The 15,561-nt window shown below is 69.9% G+C and carries 13 protein-coding genes; 9 read left to right on the top strand and 4 right to left on the bottom strand.

Annotation, left to right across the window (positions count from 1 at the left end; genetic code table 11):
• Positions 1-1,327: GON domain-containing protein (locus D7X12_RS28975; RefSeq protein ID WP_120628501.1), on the top strand; the 1,327-nt coding region annotated here is incomplete at its 5' end.
• Between the two features lie 8 nt (positions 1,328-1,335).
• Here D7X12_RS28975 and D7X12_RS28970 read toward each other — a convergent pair.
• The 3 genes from D7X12_RS28970 to D7X12_RS28955 form a co-directional block, all read right to left on the bottom strand.
• Positions 1,336-2,037, bottom strand: coding sequence for a hypothetical protein (locus D7X12_RS28970; protein WP_120628499.1), 702 nt, complete (start codon positions 2,035-2,037; stop codon positions 1,336-1,338).
• Positions 2,034-3,884 carry a serine/threonine-protein kinase gene (locus D7X12_RS28965; protein ID WP_120628498.1) on the bottom strand — a complete coding sequence of 617 codons (1,851 nt, stop codon included), beginning with the start codon at positions 3,882-3,884 and terminating at the stop codon, positions 2,034-2,036. Before D7X12_RS28965 ends, D7X12_RS28970 begins: the two co-directional genes overlap by 4 nt.
• Before the next feature lie 600 nt (positions 3,885-4,484).
• Entirely contained in the window at positions 4,485-6,221 is a 1,737-nt protein-coding gene (locus tag D7X12_RS28955) for a sigma 54-interacting transcriptional regulator (RefSeq protein WP_120628497.1), read from the bottom strand.
• Between the two features lie 214 nt (positions 6,222-6,435).
• On the opposite strand from D7X12_RS28955, the gene D7X12_RS28950 reads away from it, so the two are divergent.
• Entirely contained in the window at positions 6,436-7,287 is an 852-nt protein-coding gene (locus D7X12_RS28950) for a class I SAM-dependent methyltransferase (RefSeq protein WP_120628496.1), read from the top strand.
• Here D7X12_RS28950 and D7X12_RS28945 read toward each other — a convergent pair.
• Entirely contained in the window at positions 7,264-7,821 is a 558-nt protein-coding gene (locus tag D7X12_RS28945; RefSeq protein WP_147443834.1) for a hypothetical protein, read from the bottom strand. The genes D7X12_RS28950 and D7X12_RS28945 overlap by 24 nt on opposite strands.
• Positions 7,822-8,534: 713 nt before the next feature.
• Here D7X12_RS28945 and D7X12_RS28940 point away from each other — a divergent pair.
• The 7 genes from D7X12_RS28940 to D7X12_RS28910 form a co-directional block, all read left to right on the top strand.
• Complete coding sequence (locus D7X12_RS28940) at positions 8,535-9,917, top strand: alpha/beta fold hydrolase (RefSeq protein ID WP_120628494.1); 1,383 nt, start codon at positions 8,535-8,537, stop codon at positions 9,915-9,917.
• Between the two features lie 68 nt (positions 9,918-9,985).
• Positions 9,986-11,632: a class I tRNA ligase family protein gene (locus tag D7X12_RS28935; RefSeq protein ID WP_120628493.1), complete on the top strand. Its 1,647-nt coding sequence runs from the start codon at positions 9,986-9,988 to the stop codon at positions 11,630-11,632.
• A 29-nt stretch (positions 11,633-11,661) separates the two neighbouring features.
• Positions 11,662-11,967 carry a cupin domain-containing protein gene (locus tag D7X12_RS28930; protein ID WP_158620143.1) on the top strand — a complete coding sequence of 102 codons (306 nt, stop codon included), beginning with the start codon at positions 11,662-11,664 and terminating at the stop codon, positions 11,965-11,967.
• Positions 11,957-13,030: an NAD(P)/FAD-dependent oxidoreductase gene (locus D7X12_RS28925; protein WP_158620142.1), complete on the top strand. Its 1,074-nt coding sequence runs from the start codon at positions 11,957-11,959 to the stop codon at positions 13,028-13,030. The genes D7X12_RS28930 and D7X12_RS28925 overlap by 11 nt, the downstream gene beginning before the upstream one ends.
• Entirely contained in the window at positions 13,027-13,776 is a 750-nt protein-coding gene (locus tag D7X12_RS28920; protein ID WP_120628490.1) for a class I SAM-dependent methyltransferase, read from the top strand. The genes D7X12_RS28925 and D7X12_RS28920 overlap by 4 nt, the downstream gene beginning before the upstream one ends.
• Positions 13,773-14,225 (top strand): GNAT family N-acetyltransferase, encoded by a 453-nt coding sequence (locus tag D7X12_RS28915; protein ID WP_120628489.1) that lies wholly within the window; start codon positions 13,773-13,775, stop codon positions 14,223-14,225. Before D7X12_RS28920 ends, D7X12_RS28915 begins: the two co-directional genes overlap by 4 nt.
• Positions 14,222-15,561 (top strand): SidA/IucD/PvdA family monooxygenase (locus D7X12_RS28910; protein ID WP_120628488.1); only part of this gene is annotated, 1,340 nt, incomplete at its 3' end. The genes D7X12_RS28915 and D7X12_RS28910, both read left to right, overlap by 4 nt.

Genomic DNA, 15,561 nt, shown 5'->3' with positions numbered 1-15,561 from the left:
CCCCTCCTCCCCGCTCCGCCGTGGTTGGCGCGCGCTGGCCCTGAGCCTGGCGGCGCTCGCCACCGGCTGTGGCGCTGACGACGCGCCAATGCCGTCCGAAGCGACGGCGCGTGCGCAGGCGCTCGAAGCGCTGCCCACGAGCTGTCTGGACATCAAGACCGCCTCGCCCGAGGCCCCGGATGGCGACTACACGCTGTATGTCTCTGGCGACGCCTCCGCGCCCTGGACCGCGTATTGCCATGGCATGGCCGGCACCCCGGCCGAATACCTCACGCTGACGCAGGCGGGCGCCAATTCCTCGCAATACCTCGCGGGGGGCGCGTCGTACGGGACCACGGTGCGGACCACCTTCAGCCGGCTGCGCATCAACCCCGCCACGCTGAAGGTGAACACGGCGGATCAGACGTTCGCGACCTCCACGGGGTCGCTCCGGCACAGCAACTCGCAGGTCCTGGTGACGTCCATGTCCTACGGCGTGGCCATGTCCTGCAACCGGACGCTGTCGCAGGGCAACATCGACCTGCGGGGCACGCCGTTCGCGGTGCCCACGGGGCAGCTCGTGCCCTGGGGCGGCAGCATGGCGGGCACGGGCGCCGTCTCCAGCGAGGCGGATCAGGTCGTGAGCCTGTCGGGCGGAGGCTACTGCGGCTTCGTGGGGCTCGCGGGCATCGTGAATCCCTACAACCAGGGGGGCGGCCTGCTCCAACTCCAGTACCGCCAGGGCGACCGGCCCTCGAGCTGCCAGGACATCAAGACGGCGCACCCGGAGGCCACGGACGGCAACTACACGCTGTTCGTGAACAAGGACCCCGCCAGGCCGTGGAGCGCGTGGTGCCGTGACATGGCCGGCACGCCGACCGACTACCTCAACCTGTCGCGCACGGGCGACAACGTCAATTACTCGCAGTACACGGCAGGGGGCGTCTCACCGGGCACGAACGTGCGGACCGTCTTCACGCGGCTGCGCATCAACCCCGTCACGCTGCGGGTGGACACGTCGGATCAGACCTACTCGTGGTCCTCCGGGTCCATCCTGCACGGCAATCAGTTCCCGGTGACATCCATGCCCTACGCGGCGGCGATGACGTGCAGCGCCGTGGGGCCAGGCAACATCGACCTGCGCGGGACGCCCTTCGCGGTGCCCGTGAACCAGCTCGGCCGGGGCGGCTTCAACTTCGAGCCCTCCTCCATCCTCTTCAGCAACAACAACCAGGTGGTCGACCTTCGTGCCACGGGGCAGTGCGGCTGGATTGCCACGATGGGCGCCTACAACCCCGTCAATCAGAACGGCCTGTCCCTGCTGCTGACGTACTCCGTCCCGCAGTAGCGCACGGCTCAGCGCGGGGCGCTTCGCGGTGCGAGCGGCTCGGGGTTGGACAGCAGGCCGTCCAGGACCCCGTAGCTGTAGAGCGCCGCGAAGGCATAGGCCCCCACCAGATAGGAGACGTTGAGCTTCCGGGCCGTGGGGGCGTCGTTGGCGGAGTAGCGACCGTCGGAGCCCCGCAGCGCCAGCGCCGTGCCCAGGGAGATGGCGGACACGGCGAAGGTCGTCCCCTGCGTCACCGCCAGCACGGTGCCCTTCGTCGTCCGGCCGTGCTGGAGGTGCCCCACGCCGAACGGCACCAGGTACCAGCCCTTCGACGCCGACTGGATTGTGGGAGCTGGAGGCAGGAGCACGGGCGGGCGGCGTTCGGTGGCGCGTTGGGTGATGCGCTCCCGTCGCAGGACGTTGACCCGTTCGACGAAGGCGATGAAGTCCGGTGGATACACCAGCGGATCCAGCTTCGCGTCGGCGTCCAGCGCGAGCCCCTCCACCACCTCCTGCTCCGCGCGCGGCAGGTCCTCCTGCGCGTGGCAGGTCGCGGCGAGGAGCAGGTGGGCTTCGGCTTCGTCCGCGCGCTGGGGCAACTGGAGGGGCTGGAGCAGCGCCTCCAACGCGGTGCGCGCCCCCGCCAGGTCTCCGGACTGGTAGGCCTCGCGAGCGGGGCCCAGCGCGGAGGACGACGCCAACACCAGGGCCACGATGAGGGCCTTCACGGAGGCGCCTCCAGCACCACCGTGGTCCGGCTGCCCGCCACCGCCTCCACCGTCTGTCGCAACACGTTGCCTCCAGGTCCCCGGGCGGACACGACATGCCCGCCGTGCGGGAGCTTCACGGGCCCGCCCAGCGGCGCCACGCCCACCTCCACGCCATCAACGAAGACGCGCGCCGCTGCCGGCGCGACGATGGTCACCTCCGCATCGAGGACCCGGAGCGAGACGTCACGGGAGACGGTCTCTCCGGCCGCGACCTGGAGGACCTCCTCCACGGGCTCACACAGCGGGTTGTGGAAGCGCAGGCGGTGCGTCCCGGGTGACAGGCGCACCTCGCGGAGCCGGGGCGTGTAGCCCCGGCTCTGGCCGTCCACGAAGACCTCCGCCCAGGGGCGCGTCACCACGGTCAGGGTCGCGGCGTCCTGGGCGTTGGCGCCTGGGCCCGGGGCGGAGGCCACGGGGCTGGACGACGGCGCTTCCGTAGGCGTCGGAGCGGTCCCGGTACTCGGGCCCGTGGGGCCGGAAGGTGTTGGCGCCGTCGGCGAGGGCCGCCGGGGAGCTCCGGGGCGAGGCGTCGGGGCCTGACCCGCGAACGCCTCGGGTGCCTTCTCCACCGTCCTGGAGGGGTTCCCCGCAGCAGGGTCCGTCACCATCGTCGCGAGAGGGTCTCCAGCGTCCGGTGCCGTCGCCTTGGAGGGGTTCTCCGCCGCTCCCATGGACTCCTCCGGCGCCCGCCGCGCGCTCCATCCCCACACGCCCAGGAAGGCCAACAGCGCCCCCAGCACCGCGCTCCCCACGAACACCCTCATCCGCCGGTTGCGAGGCCGCGTCCGCAGCAACGCCAGCACTTCAAGAGCGCCGGGCCGGAGCGTCAGGGCCGCGTTGAGACACCGGGCCGCCTGGGCCCCCTGCCCCGCCTCCAGCAGCGCGCGACCTTCCCCCAGCAGCCGTTGGAACCGCTCCTCGCGCCAGCGTGCGACAGAGCCCTCCGGGTCCTGGAAGAAGACCCGCGACGCCTCGGCCGGAGCGCCCACCAGCGACCGCGCCACCGTCTCCAGGCACGCCGCCAGCTCCGCGCCATCCGCGGGCCGGTCGCGAGCATCGCGCGCGAGGCACCGCTCCACGAGCGCCGCCAACGCCGGAGGCGTGCCCGGCACCACGGTCGACAACGACGGCGCATCCCGCGTCATCACCGAGACCGCCAGCCGTGCGCTCCCCTCACCCGCGTGCGGCGTCGTGCCCGCGCACAGCTCAAACAAGAGGACACCCGCCGCGTAGACATCCGACGCCGGGGACCAGGCGCCGGTGTCGATGCGCTCGGGCGCCATGTACGCCAGCGAGCCGATGACGGCGCCGGTGCTCGTCAAGCGCACCTGGTCGGCCAGCGCGGCGATGCCGAAGTCCGCCAGCTTCAGCGGGCCGCCCCGGGCCACCAGCACGTTGTCCGGCTTGACGTCCCGGTGCACCACGCCGCGCGCATGCGCCGCCTCCAGCGCCCGGGCCAGATCCCAGCCCAGCAGCGCGGCGGCCTCCGGCGGCACGGGGGCAAGCCTTCGCGCCAGGTCGCGCAGGTTCTCACCCTGCACCCATTCACAGACCAGGAAGGGGCCGCGCACGGCGTCCTCCCCAAAGTCATACACCTCCAGCACGTTGGGGTGCTTGAGCGACGCCACCACCTCCGCCTCCTGGCGGAAGCGCTCCGCGAAGCGCGCCTCCAGGCCGGCGTGCAGCACCTTCACGGCCACCCGCCGTGACAACCGGAGGTCGCGGGCCAGGTAGACCGTGGCCATCCCGCCCCGCCCCAACTCCTGCTCCAACTGGTAGCGGCCCGCCAGCAGTTCGCCCGTCATCGCGAGGGCCTCATGGCTGTCGGCACACGCGCAGGGTGCTGAGCGGAATCAACTGGCACCCGCCGGGCTCGCCCCCCGGACACTCCGCGTCCGCCTGACAGGGTTGATGGCATTTCTTCGCGCCGTCCGTGTCCGCGCAGAAGCCACACCGGGCGCACTCCAGGGAGCTCTCGCAGAACCGGCCCAGGGTCTCCGGAGTCAGGCCCTCGCACGTCTCGATGCACTGGGACTCCGGCCCGCAGAGGTACCCCGTGGGGCACCCCGAACTGCACGGCCTCGCGCAGCGGCCCTCGCGACAGAACGCGAGCGGAGGGCACGAGACGGAATCCGGGCACGGCTGCGTCAGGCGGAGCCCGGGCTCGCACTGACCAAAGGCGTCATCACAGCGCTGCCCCTCCGGACACTCCCGGTCGCCAAGACACGCGAGCACACAGCCCTGCCCCGTGCAGCCCGCGTCCGCCTCCTCCCGGACCTGGATGTCGAGCGGGCAGCCAGGACCCATCCACAAGACGAGCAACGCGAGGCGGAGGGTGACAGGCAGACGCATGGGGGCCGGCCAGGAGTACTCCAGACCGAGGGAGGATGAACAGCCCATGGGCGTCAGTCCTCCTCCCCCAGGTAGCGGAACACCGAGCGCAGGCCGATGCCCAGCGCCCGCGCCGCGTCCTTCTTGCTGCCCCCACTCCTCGCGATGGCCTCGCGCACGTAGCGCAGCACGAAGGCGTCACGGGCGGCGTCCAGGGGCAACAGCGGCGTCGCGTCCGCCTCCAGGTCCAGGTCCTCGACGCCGATCAGCTCTCCCGAACTCAAGATGGACGCGCGCCGCACCCGCGACACCAGCTCGCGGACGTTGCCCGGGAAGGGATGGCCGCGCAGGGCCTCGGTGGCCTTCTGGGTGAAGCCCCGGGCCCGGCCGCCCTCCTGTTTCAAGACATGGTGGGCAATGAGCAACACGTCGTCGCCGCGCTCGCGCAGGGCGGGGACCTCCAGGCGCACCTCGTCCAGGCGGAAGAGCAGGTCCTCGCGGAAGGCACCCCGGGCCACGAGCGCCTTGAGCGGCTGATGCGTGGCCGCCAGGACGCGCATGTCCACCTTGCGGGGACGGTGCTCCCCCAGCCGCGTCACCTCGTGCTCCTGGACCACGCGCAGCAGGCGCGACTGGAGCGGCAGGGGCATGTCCCCGATCTCATCCAGGAAGAGCGTGCCGCCATCCGCCGCCTCCACCAGCCCCGCACGGTCCGCGCCCGCACCGGAGAACGCGCCGCGCACGTGCCCGAAGAGCTCACGCTCGATGAGGGACTCCGGAAGCGCCGCGCAGTTGATGGCCACCAGCCGTCCCCGCCGACCACTGCGACGGTGGAGCGCGCGGGCCACCTCCTCCTTGCCCGTGCCCGTCTCCCCCTGGATGAGGACGTGGAGGGACGTGGGCCCCAGCCGCTCCACCTGCCGGTAGAGGGCTCGCATGGCGGGGGACTCTCCAATGAGCCCCTCGAAGGTGGCCGCGGCGATCCGCTGCGTGAGGCTGTCCACGTGCGCGCGCAGCTCGGTCAGCTCCCGCGACGTGGCCAGCAGCAGGGCCGCGAGCGACGACAGCGCCACGGCCTCCTCCAGGTCCCGCAAGGAGAATGCAGGACTGCCCAGGCGCCGCCCCAGGTACACGGCACACAGGGGCGCCGTCCCCGCACGCAACGGGAGCACCAGCGCGGAGGTGAGGCGCAGGGCCACGACGCTGGGAGCCCCCGCCAGGGACGCCTCCGCCGCGACGTCAGGCACCCACACCGGAGCCCCCGAGCCCACGACCTGATCCACCAGGCTGTCCGCCACCACCGCGGCCGGCACGGAGCCGGTGGCCACCAGCACCTGACGCTGCTCGCCTTCCACGGACACGAGGAAGCCCACGTCCGCGGAGGTGACATCCGCGATGCCCCGCAGGGTCACCTCCAGCAGCTCCGAGGCAGGGCGCTGCACGAGCAGCCGGGACGCGAAGTCCGTCAGCACCGGCAGCAGCCGCGAGGAGGGAGCCGCCGGCGCGTCCGCCTGCGTCGTGGGCCGGGCCTCTTCGGAAGACTCCAGCGTGAGTGAAACGCGCCCGACGACGAAGGACTCCCCCGGGGCCAGGGGCGACAGCTCCACGCGCTTGCCACGAACGCGCACGTCGCAGCCCGGGCTCGCGGCGGACACCGTCCAGCCGCGCGCGTCACGAAAGAGCAGCGCGTGGCTGGGCTTCACGCCAGACGCGGTGAGGACGACGTCACAGGCAGGGTCGGAGCCCACCGACACCACCGGCTTCTCCAACGCGAAGGGTCGGCCGTCCTGCAGGGTCAGAAAGAAACGCATGGGGCGCCGAGTCTAGCCCCACGTTAAACTTCCACCTTCACCCCGGGGCGCCCGCCATCCTGGGTTGGATCCAATCACTTGCAGGGTTGGAGCCGCTCAAGGGAGACGAATGGCTCGGGAATGCGTGGCCCGACTCGGCCATTGAACCACCCGCAGTGAACCGCTATAAGGTCGCGGAAAACGGGGATAGGTCCGACAGGCTCCTGGAGCGGGAATGGACAAGGCAACACGAGACGCGGCGACCGCTCGAGTGCGTGACTTCTACGACGGCCCGGCGGACACCATCTACAAGACGACCTGGGGTGAGAACCTCCACCTGGGGCTGCCGCGTGCGGAAGGTGACTCGCAGCAACACGCCATGGTCCATACCACCGAGCGGATGGCGGCTGCCGTTCGCCTGGACGCGAACACCCGGGTGCTGGACCTGGGCAGCGGCTACGGCGGCCCAGCGCGCCAGCTGGCGGAACATCATGGCTGCCACGTCGTGGGACTGAACCTGAGCCCGGTGGAGATCGCCGAAGCCGAGCGCCAGACACAGACGTCCAAGGCCCGTGAGCGCATCCGCTACGCGCAGGGCGACTTTCATGAGCTTCCGTTCGAGGCGGAAACTTTTGACATTGTCTGGAGTCAGGACTCGCTGATGTACGGCGCGGACAAGCCGCGCATCCTGCGCGAGGCCTTCCGTGTGCTCAAGCCGGGGGGGGCCTTTGACTTCACCGACATCCTCGCGAACCACGGGCTGTCGCCAGAGCAGCGCGAGCGGCTCTACGCCCGCGTCCGGACGCCCGAGATGTGGGACGTCAACCGCTATGCCCAGGAATTGATCGCCGCGGGCTTCATGCTCCAGCGCATTGAAGACTGGTCAGAGCACGTGGCGGCGAGCTACGCGGCGGCGCGGGCCCAGACGCTCGCGAACCGGGGGGAGCTGACCCAGCAGGTCGGAGATGAGCTCATCAACCGAACCCTGGACGGCCTCGCATTCTGGGTCGACATGGCGCAGCGTGGAAATGTCGGTTGGGCGCTGTTCGTTGCCCGGAAGCCGTCAGGAAAGAACCAGGGCGAATAGCTCCACCAGCACGCCCGCGGGGGAGCGGACATAGCCGATGTTCAGCTTGCGTCCCGCAATCAGCACCTCGCTGATGCTCGTGCGGAACGTGGTCTCGGGGAAGCGTTTGTATGCAGCCGCGCACGAGCTGCACAGCAGGGCAATCTCCGAGACGCCGTCCATGTCGGTGAAGTGGGGAACGGTATACGGAACTGCGTGGAGGAGGATGTATCGCGGTCCCGCGGGGGGAACGTAGGGATCGTGCCGCAGGACGACGAGGTCCTTGTCGGCATGGACTGCCTTGAAGCCAAGACGCTGCCAGAACGCGTGCTCCGCGACCACGTCCTCCACCGGGACGACCACGGCGTTCACCGCCCGGTAGCCATTGATCAAGGAAGCCAGCTCCGCGAATGAGAAACCCTGACGCGCTTTCGGAGAAAGTTCCCGCAGGGCCTCCTTGACGGCTTCAATGTTGTGCTCGGGCGCGAACTCCCAGGGAATCAAGGCCCCGGGCCTCGGCGTCACCACCGGGTACTCGATGAGCTCCAGGTCCACGCTCGCCTCCCTGGCGTGCAGGGAAATAGCGAAGGCAGGGTGCCGGTTGGTTGCGACTTCGTCCAGGCAGCTCAAGGTTGTGATGGCGCGCTGGACGTGTGTCTCTTGATACGCGGGACTCAACAACCCGCGTGCCATATCAAGCGATTCGACGGTAATACCGAGATGATGCAATCGAAATATCATCAGTGCGTTGTAGCGACATAGCAAAGCGTTCGCAAATGAGGGGGCCAGGGGATTGACATGTCTTTTTTGTTAATCTAGAAAGAATCGTATTTCAGAGAACACTTGTTTCAATGGCCCATTGCGCCTGTTCTCAATCGCCCTCCCCGATCCACGACACCTGGCTTTCTCCTCTAGAGAGAGTGAGACGAAGACATGATTTCCGGTGGTCCATGATCTGGGTCAGGTCTGCCTGCCCGGTCGGAATCCGTATCGCCGCGCGGCTCGCGCATTCAACAGACGTGTATCTCTCCGCCCCGCGCGCACGGGTCGCTGAAGCACGGGCGGCGGTTGTCTCCCTGCTGGGCCATGATCCGGGTAAGCGTCTCCAGGTCCAGCCCGAGGGGCTCGCGCCCACCCTCACGGGTTCGGTCGCGATGTCTGGCAATGAAATCTGGCACGTCACATCTCCAGGCATGGATGACAGGGATGACCTTGTCGATCACGCCCCTGGCGCCGGAGTCATCTCCAGACACTTTGAACTGGAACCCGTGGCGTCGGGGCCCGACACGCTCGTCCCCACTGCGTTCTCCCGGCTCCTCCAGTCCCTGGATGAAACGCTCCGGGAGGTCCGGAGCCGGGAGCCGGGCTACTTCGGGCAGCGTCCGCTCCAGAGCACGCTCCCCGCGAACGTGCGCTTCCTCAGTGCGGCGAGCGCGGCGGACGCGGTCCTCGCGGCGAGCTCCGGCCCTCCCGGGCGCTACCGCATCGTGGCTTCCGCGAACAGCGGCCCCTCCCGCCTGGGCGAGCTCCTGGGCGGTGCCTACGGCGTCGACCTGCGCCTGGGGGCCGCGCCGTCCGCCCTCTCGGCGGTCGACCGCCTCTTCGAGTCCAGGACGGAAGCGGCCCGGAGTGCCTTCACCTCGGCCCGTACGGCGCTCACGGAGCACGTCCGGCCCGCGGATGCCGTCAGCCCCGCGGAGCTGATGGACCTGGCGTCCGCCTGGCACCGCCACCACTCCGACACGCACGACGCCGAGCGCGCACGCCTCACCGGCCTCCCTGCGGTGCCGCAGCGGGGCGTGCCGAGCGGAGGGAGCACGAGCATCCAGGTCTTCGGTGAGACGGGCCCGTACGTCGTCATCGTCAACGCCATCGCGCAGGACCCCGGATACTGGCTGCGCTTCATCCACCTGCTGGCCCGGGACCATCGCGTGGTCATCTGGCAGCTGAAGTCCCTCCGCGAAGACGGACAGGTCGCCACGCTGGACGACTATGACCGGGAGCTCGCGGCCATCATCGACACGGCGACGGAGGGGCCGGTGCACCTCATCGGGTGGTGTACGGGGCCCAAGCTGTGCACGCGGTACGCCCTCGCCCATCCGCAGCGCGTCGCATCCATGGTCTTCCTCGCCGGGAACTACCGTCCCTTCGGCGATGCGAGCCTCGACACGCCCTACGAACGCGCGCTGGAGAAGGTCTTCCAGCTGCTGAGCCGCTCGCCCGGCATGGCCCCGCTCGTGCGGACCACCATCGCGGACGCCGTGAACGCCGGGCGCACGCAGTCGGATTCAGGGTCGGACTTCGGAGCGGAGGTGCTCGGGCGCATTGATCCCAGCCTCATGCCGTACATCATGGGGCCGTACGCCACGAACGAGTCGACCCTCCAGTACGCGAAGCAGATCGGCGAGTTCTGGAAGGTCTCCATCGAGACGGACGTACGCGCCATCCAGGCCCCGGTCCTCGTCATCGGCGCGGAGCTGGACCGCATCGTCGCGTCCAAGCTGGGGCTGCGGGTGGCCAACACCCTGCCCCGCGCGCGCTTCGTCGAGCTGCCCGGCGCGACCCACTACTGCATGCATGACCGGCCGGGAGAGCTCACCTCGATCATCGGCCGGTTCGTCGGAGAGCAGACCGCGAAGCCCGCGAGCTGAAGCACCTGCGTCTTCGTGGAGTGAAGCGTTCGAAACATCGCGGGCGAGGCCCGCCCAGGAGAGTCAACATGCACAAGCTTGGCTTGCGCGGTCGGAAGTTCTTTCTCACGCCGGTGTGCCTGGTGCCGAACGGCCGTGCACACCTGGGCCATGTCGCGGGTCCCCTGCTGAAGATGGACGTCCTGCGCCGGCACCTGCTGCGCGCGGGCGCCGAGGTCAAGATGGTCTCGGTGTCGGACGTGCACGAGTCCCACGTCCTCATCAAGGCCTACGTGGAGGGCTCCACGCCGGCCACCGTCGCCAACCGCTTCTCCGCGCAGATCGCCCAGGATCTGGCGGCGCTCGGCATCGAATACGACGACCTCATCAACCCGCTGGACCGTGAGTGGGCCGGCACCTACGACAAGGTCAACCGCGACTTCCTCAACGGCATCATCCGGTCCGGCAACGCGGCGGTCCGCTCCGAGCCGCTGCCCATCCTCGCGGAGACGGGCGGCGCGCCGGCCCCGGAAGGTGCGTGGCGGCCGGGGGTGGGCGACCCCATCGTGAGTGGCTGGCTCAAGGGCCGCTGTCCCTACTGCGAGCAGCCGCTCGTGGGCTTCTTCTGCGAGTCGTGCGGCGGTCACTTCTCGCCGTCGCAGATGCAGAACCCGGCCACGGCCTACTTCCCGGGCACCCTGCGCTTCGAGGACCGCACCTCGCTCTTCCTGGACCTGCGCAAGGGCGCGCCGGCCATCCTGGAGCACCTGGAGAAGGCGCAGGTCCGCCGCGACTTCATCGAGATCGCGAAGCGGTACCTGGATGCGAACGGATCCTCCATCCGCCTGACGGTCCCCAGCCCCTGGGGCATCCCGTTCGAGCACCCCGAGGTCTCGAAGGGCCAGGTCATCTTCTCGTACTCGGCGCTGCTGATCGGCTGTCACTTCGTCGCGGGAGAGCGGTACCGGCAGCTCACGGGCTCGGAGCTCAACCCGCTGGCCCGGGAGTCGGACGTGACGTGCGTGCTGTCGTTCGGCATCGACAACACCGTGCCCTTCCTGGTGGGCGCCGTGGGCTGCGCGCTCGGCCAGGAGATGTACAAGCCGATGGACCACTTCCTGGTCAACTACTTCTACGACCTGGACGGCAGCAAGTTCTCCACCAGCCGGGGCCACGTCATCTGGGCGGGTGACATCGTCACGCTCGGCGGCGCGGAGGTGGACCTCGTGCGCGCCTACCTCTGCCTGCGCAACCCGGAGTTCGGACGCCTCACGTTCCGCGCGGACGAGTTCCTCCAGTTCCACAACGAGCTGGGCGCCCGCATGGCGGCCGTCACCAATGAGGCCCTCCGCACGGCCGCCAGCGCGACCGCCTGGGACCCGGGCGTCATGCGCTACCTGGAGGTCGAGCTGGGCCTGCAGACGGACTTCCTGACCCCCGCGACCTTCGACCTCGCCGGTGCGTTCTCGTGCGTGGAGCGCTGGCTGCAGCGCACCCCCGCGCTCCACGTGACGGCGGATGCGGCCGCGGCCTGGCTGTACGGCTTCGCCCTGCTCGCCTGGCCCATCCTGCCCAAGGCGGCGCAGCGGGTCTGGACCGCGCTGGGCCTGCCGGGCACCCCGTCGCTGGAACAGACCGAGCGGGGCTTCGTGAAGCCCGAGTCCGGCAACGGGACCTACCGGACCCTGACGCGTGCGGAGCTCAATGCATGCCTTCCCGCCTCGCTGAGGAGGTAGCCGTGAAACATCCTGATGCTGGCGGACCCATGTTCTCGGATCCCACGGAAGTGTTCGGTGAAATCGAGGCGGAAGCCCGGGGCCTCCGCTACGGCGCCATGGTCTTCACCGTGAAGCCGGGCTGCACCACCGAGCAGCACCACCACGCGAGCGAGGAGACCTGGATGGTCCAGGAGGGCCGCGGCAGCGCGAACGTCAGCGGCCAGGACATCGGGCTCATCCCCGGGACGCGGCTCACCGTGCCTGCGGGGACGCCGCACACCATCACCAACCTCTCCACCGGGGACCTCACGGTCATCTCGTTCTGGTGGCGGGAGGTGGCCCGTGGCGGCTGACCGTCATCCCGACGTCCTGGTGGTGGGCGGCGGCGTCATCGGCCTGGCCACGGCCGCGGCCCTGCTGGAGCGCGACCCCCACCGGTCCGTCACGGTCCTGGAGCGGGACTTCATCGGACGGGGTGCCTCCATGTATCCGGGGGCGATTGACATGCCCTACTTCCGGACCGCCCTGCACCGTCAGCTGGTGGAGGCCAGCTGGGCCTGGCACGAGGCCCGCGCCAGGGAGACGGCCGCGTACCGCCGCGAGGTCCCGATGACCTGGTTCGTCGACGCGGAGATCGACCTCCCGTCGCACGTCGCGCCCCCGCTGACGAGCGGCGCGCGCGGAATCCCGCCCGGCTGGCGTGCACCGGAGGGTGTCCGCGAAGTCGTCGGCAGGTCCTTCGTCATCGACCCCGAGGCGTGGTGCCAGGCGCTCGCCCAGGAGGTGACGCGCTCAGGCCGGGGGCAGGTGGTGGAGCACACCCCGGTGGTCGCGCTCGACGAGGACGCTCGGGGGGCCACGGTGAAGTGCGCGGATGGCCGGACGTACTCCGCCGGTCATGTCGTGCTGGCCCTGGGCCCGTGGTTGCCGGATTGGAACGAGCGGACCCGGGCCTGGTCCGCGAACCTGGGCCTGCGGACCAAGCGCGTCTTCGGCCTGAACATCGCCGTGGACGAAAGCCTGCGCGCCAATGCCGCGGTGGGCTGGCCGGGCGCGGACATGTACTTCCACCCGGCCCATGGTGGAGGCGGGTACCGCTTGAGCCTCCGTCACGACGAGTGGGGCGTGGATCCGGACGCACCCCATGAGATGGCCGACGTCGTCATCGAGCGCGCCAGCGGCTTCCTCGACCTGCTGCTCGGCAAGGGGCGCTGGTCCGTCTCCGGGCACCGCGTCTTCGTGGACAGCTACACGCATGAGTTCGAGCCCGTCATCGCTCCCTGCAGGGCGCTGGGGGAGCGCGTCACCGTGGCGACGGGAACGCATGGCTCCGGGATCCGGTTGGCTCCCGGCATCGCGGAACTCACGGCACGCACGGTGCTCTCCAGCCTGGATCAGAAACGGGGTGTCGCATGAGTCGGCAAGCAACCTTCGAACCCGAGGCGCCTCACGACATCAACTTCTACGGGGCCGAGGACGGTTCGGCCGCGGTGATGAGCGTCTCGAACTTCCCCGACGAGGTGTTCTCGCTCCTGCAGCTGGAGGCCCTGGTCGCGTTCAACGCCATCCAGCGCTATCGCCGTGATGCGCTGGTGGAGCTGGGGTGCTTCGACGGGCGCGCCCTCGAGGTGTCCCGCTCGGCCAACATCCGCTACCTCGGCGTGGATCTGGACCCCGAGGCGATCTCCCGGCTCCAGGCGCGGATCGCCGCCGAGGGGCTGGAGGGACGGGCCCACGCGGTGAGCGCCAACGCGCTCGATGTGGAGCAGTGGCTGCAGAAGATGCCCGGGGAGCGCCTGCTCATCCACCTCCCCTTCAACTTCCTGGGAGGCTTCCGGGATCCGGCCGCGCTGCTGCGGCGGCTGTGCAGCGTGCCCAACGCGCTGCTGCTCATCTCCGTCTTCAACACCAGCGAGTACTCGACGTACATCCGGCAGCGCTACTACGTCGCCTGCGGCGTCGAACCCCTGACGCTCACCCACGAAGAGCGGGGCGGAGCGACCTTCACCGGCCGGAGGCACTTCTACTCGCAGGGCTTCACCGCCGGCATGCTCAGCGTGCTCTTCGAGGAGTGCGGCATGGAGATGCTCTGGCAGATGACCAACCGGCTTGGCGCCTGCATCGTGGCCATGCCCCAGCGGCCGAAAGAGGAATCCCGATGAGCGTTTCAATCGACGTGCGCAACGAGGTGCGCCTCGCGAGCGATGAGGCGGAGGTCCGCCGGTGCTTCAAGGCCTTCAAGGAGCTGCGGCCGCACCTCAAGTCGGAAGAGGACTTCGTCGAGCGCTGGCGCGCGCAGGCCGCTGAGGGCTACCGGCTGGTGTTCCTCCAGGACGGCGACGCCGTGCCGGCGGCGGCGGGCTATCGCTTCCTGCACACGATGGCCTGGGGCCACATCCTCTACATCGACGACCTGGTGGCCGTGGCCTCGCGCCACCGCACGGGGCTGGGCTCCGCCCTCCTCCGGCACCTCCAGGACGAGGCGCGGCGGCTGGGCTGCGACGCCGTCCACCTGGACACCGGCTATCAGCGGCACCTGGCGCACCGCTCCTACCTGCGCAACGGCTTCCGCATCGAATGCCACCACATGGCGTGGGAGGTCACCCGGTGACCGAGCCGACCGGGTCCCGTACGGACCTCGTGGTGGTGGGCGCCGGTCCGAAGGCCGTCGCCCTCGCCGCGAAGGTGCACGTACTCAATGAGCTCGGGTACGGGCCGTTGAAGCTGACCCTCGTCGAGCGACGGGAGGTCGCTGCATCCTGGACCGGGCGGCACGGCTTCACGAGCGGGCAGGAGATCCTCGGCACGCGCCCGGAGAAGGACGTCGGCTTCCCCTACCAGAGCGCCAGCCGCCTGGGCGTCGGCGGCCAGGACATCGACGCGGCGATGACGCGCTTCTCCTGGCAGAGCTACCTCGTACACATCGGCGAGTACCGGCGGTGGATCGACACGGGGGCGTCCTTCCCCACGCACAGCGAGTTCGCGAAGTACATGGCCTGGGCCCTCTCCCGGGCGGTCAACGGGGTGGAGCTGCGGCTGGCCACCGTCACGGACGTCCGGCTGGACCTCGGCGGGTGGCTGCTGCGGTGCGAGACGGCGGCGGGCGCCAAGGACACCCTGCTCGCCGAGAAGGGACTCGTCCTGACGGGGCCGGGCCTGCCGAAGATGCTGCCCTACACGAAGGAGGTCGCCCACCGCGTCATCACCCCGACCATGACCCAGGCCGACATCGCCGCCATCTACCTGGCCCCTGGCAGCAGGGTCTGCATCGTCGGGTGCGGCGAGAGCGCGGTGTCGCTCGCGCTGTCGCTCATCCGCAAGTACGGCGAGGACCTGGAGCTGACGTTCGTGGCGCCGTCGCTGCCGTACTCGCGGGCGGAGTCCTTCCTGGAGAATTCGGTCTACTCCGATCCGCAGCTCGTCGCATGGGGACAGCTGGCCGAGTCCCAGCGACACGAGTTCGTGCGCCGCACCGACCGCGGGGTGATGTCTCCGGGAGCGCTGGCCCAGCTGGCGCGCCACCGGAAGCTGACCTTCATCGTCGGCCGCGTGCGCGAGCTGCAGCTCAGCCGCAACGGCCTAGCGAACGTCGTCGTGGAGCAGCCGGACGAGGTGGTGCGCAAGGAGTTCGACGCCGTGGCGATCTGCACGGGAGCGTGTCCGCTCAGCGCGCTCGTGAAGCTGCTCGGCGACTGCCGCCCGCTCGTGGAGGCGCGCGTGGGGTGCTCGCTGACGGATGAGGCGTCCGTCATGCGCCAGCTGGACTCCACGCTGTCGCTGCGCGGATTGGTTCCGCGCCTCCAGTTGCCGGCGCTCGCGGGGCTGGCCCACGGCCCCGGGCTGGCCAACCTCAGCTGCCTGGGCAACTTGAGCGACCACATCCTGGCGGCCTACCTGCCCTCTCCGCTGGCCCAGAACGGCCGGAGCGCGACAGGGCCCTCCCTTCC

It is taken from the genome of Corallococcus sicarius, from assembly GCF_003611735.1.
Taxonomy (GTDB): Bacteria; Myxococcota; Myxococcia; order Myxococcales; family Myxococcaceae; genus Corallococcus; species Corallococcus sicarius.
Note: the sequence above shows the minus strand (reverse complement) of the source record. Positions and strands in the feature narration are given on the sequence as shown.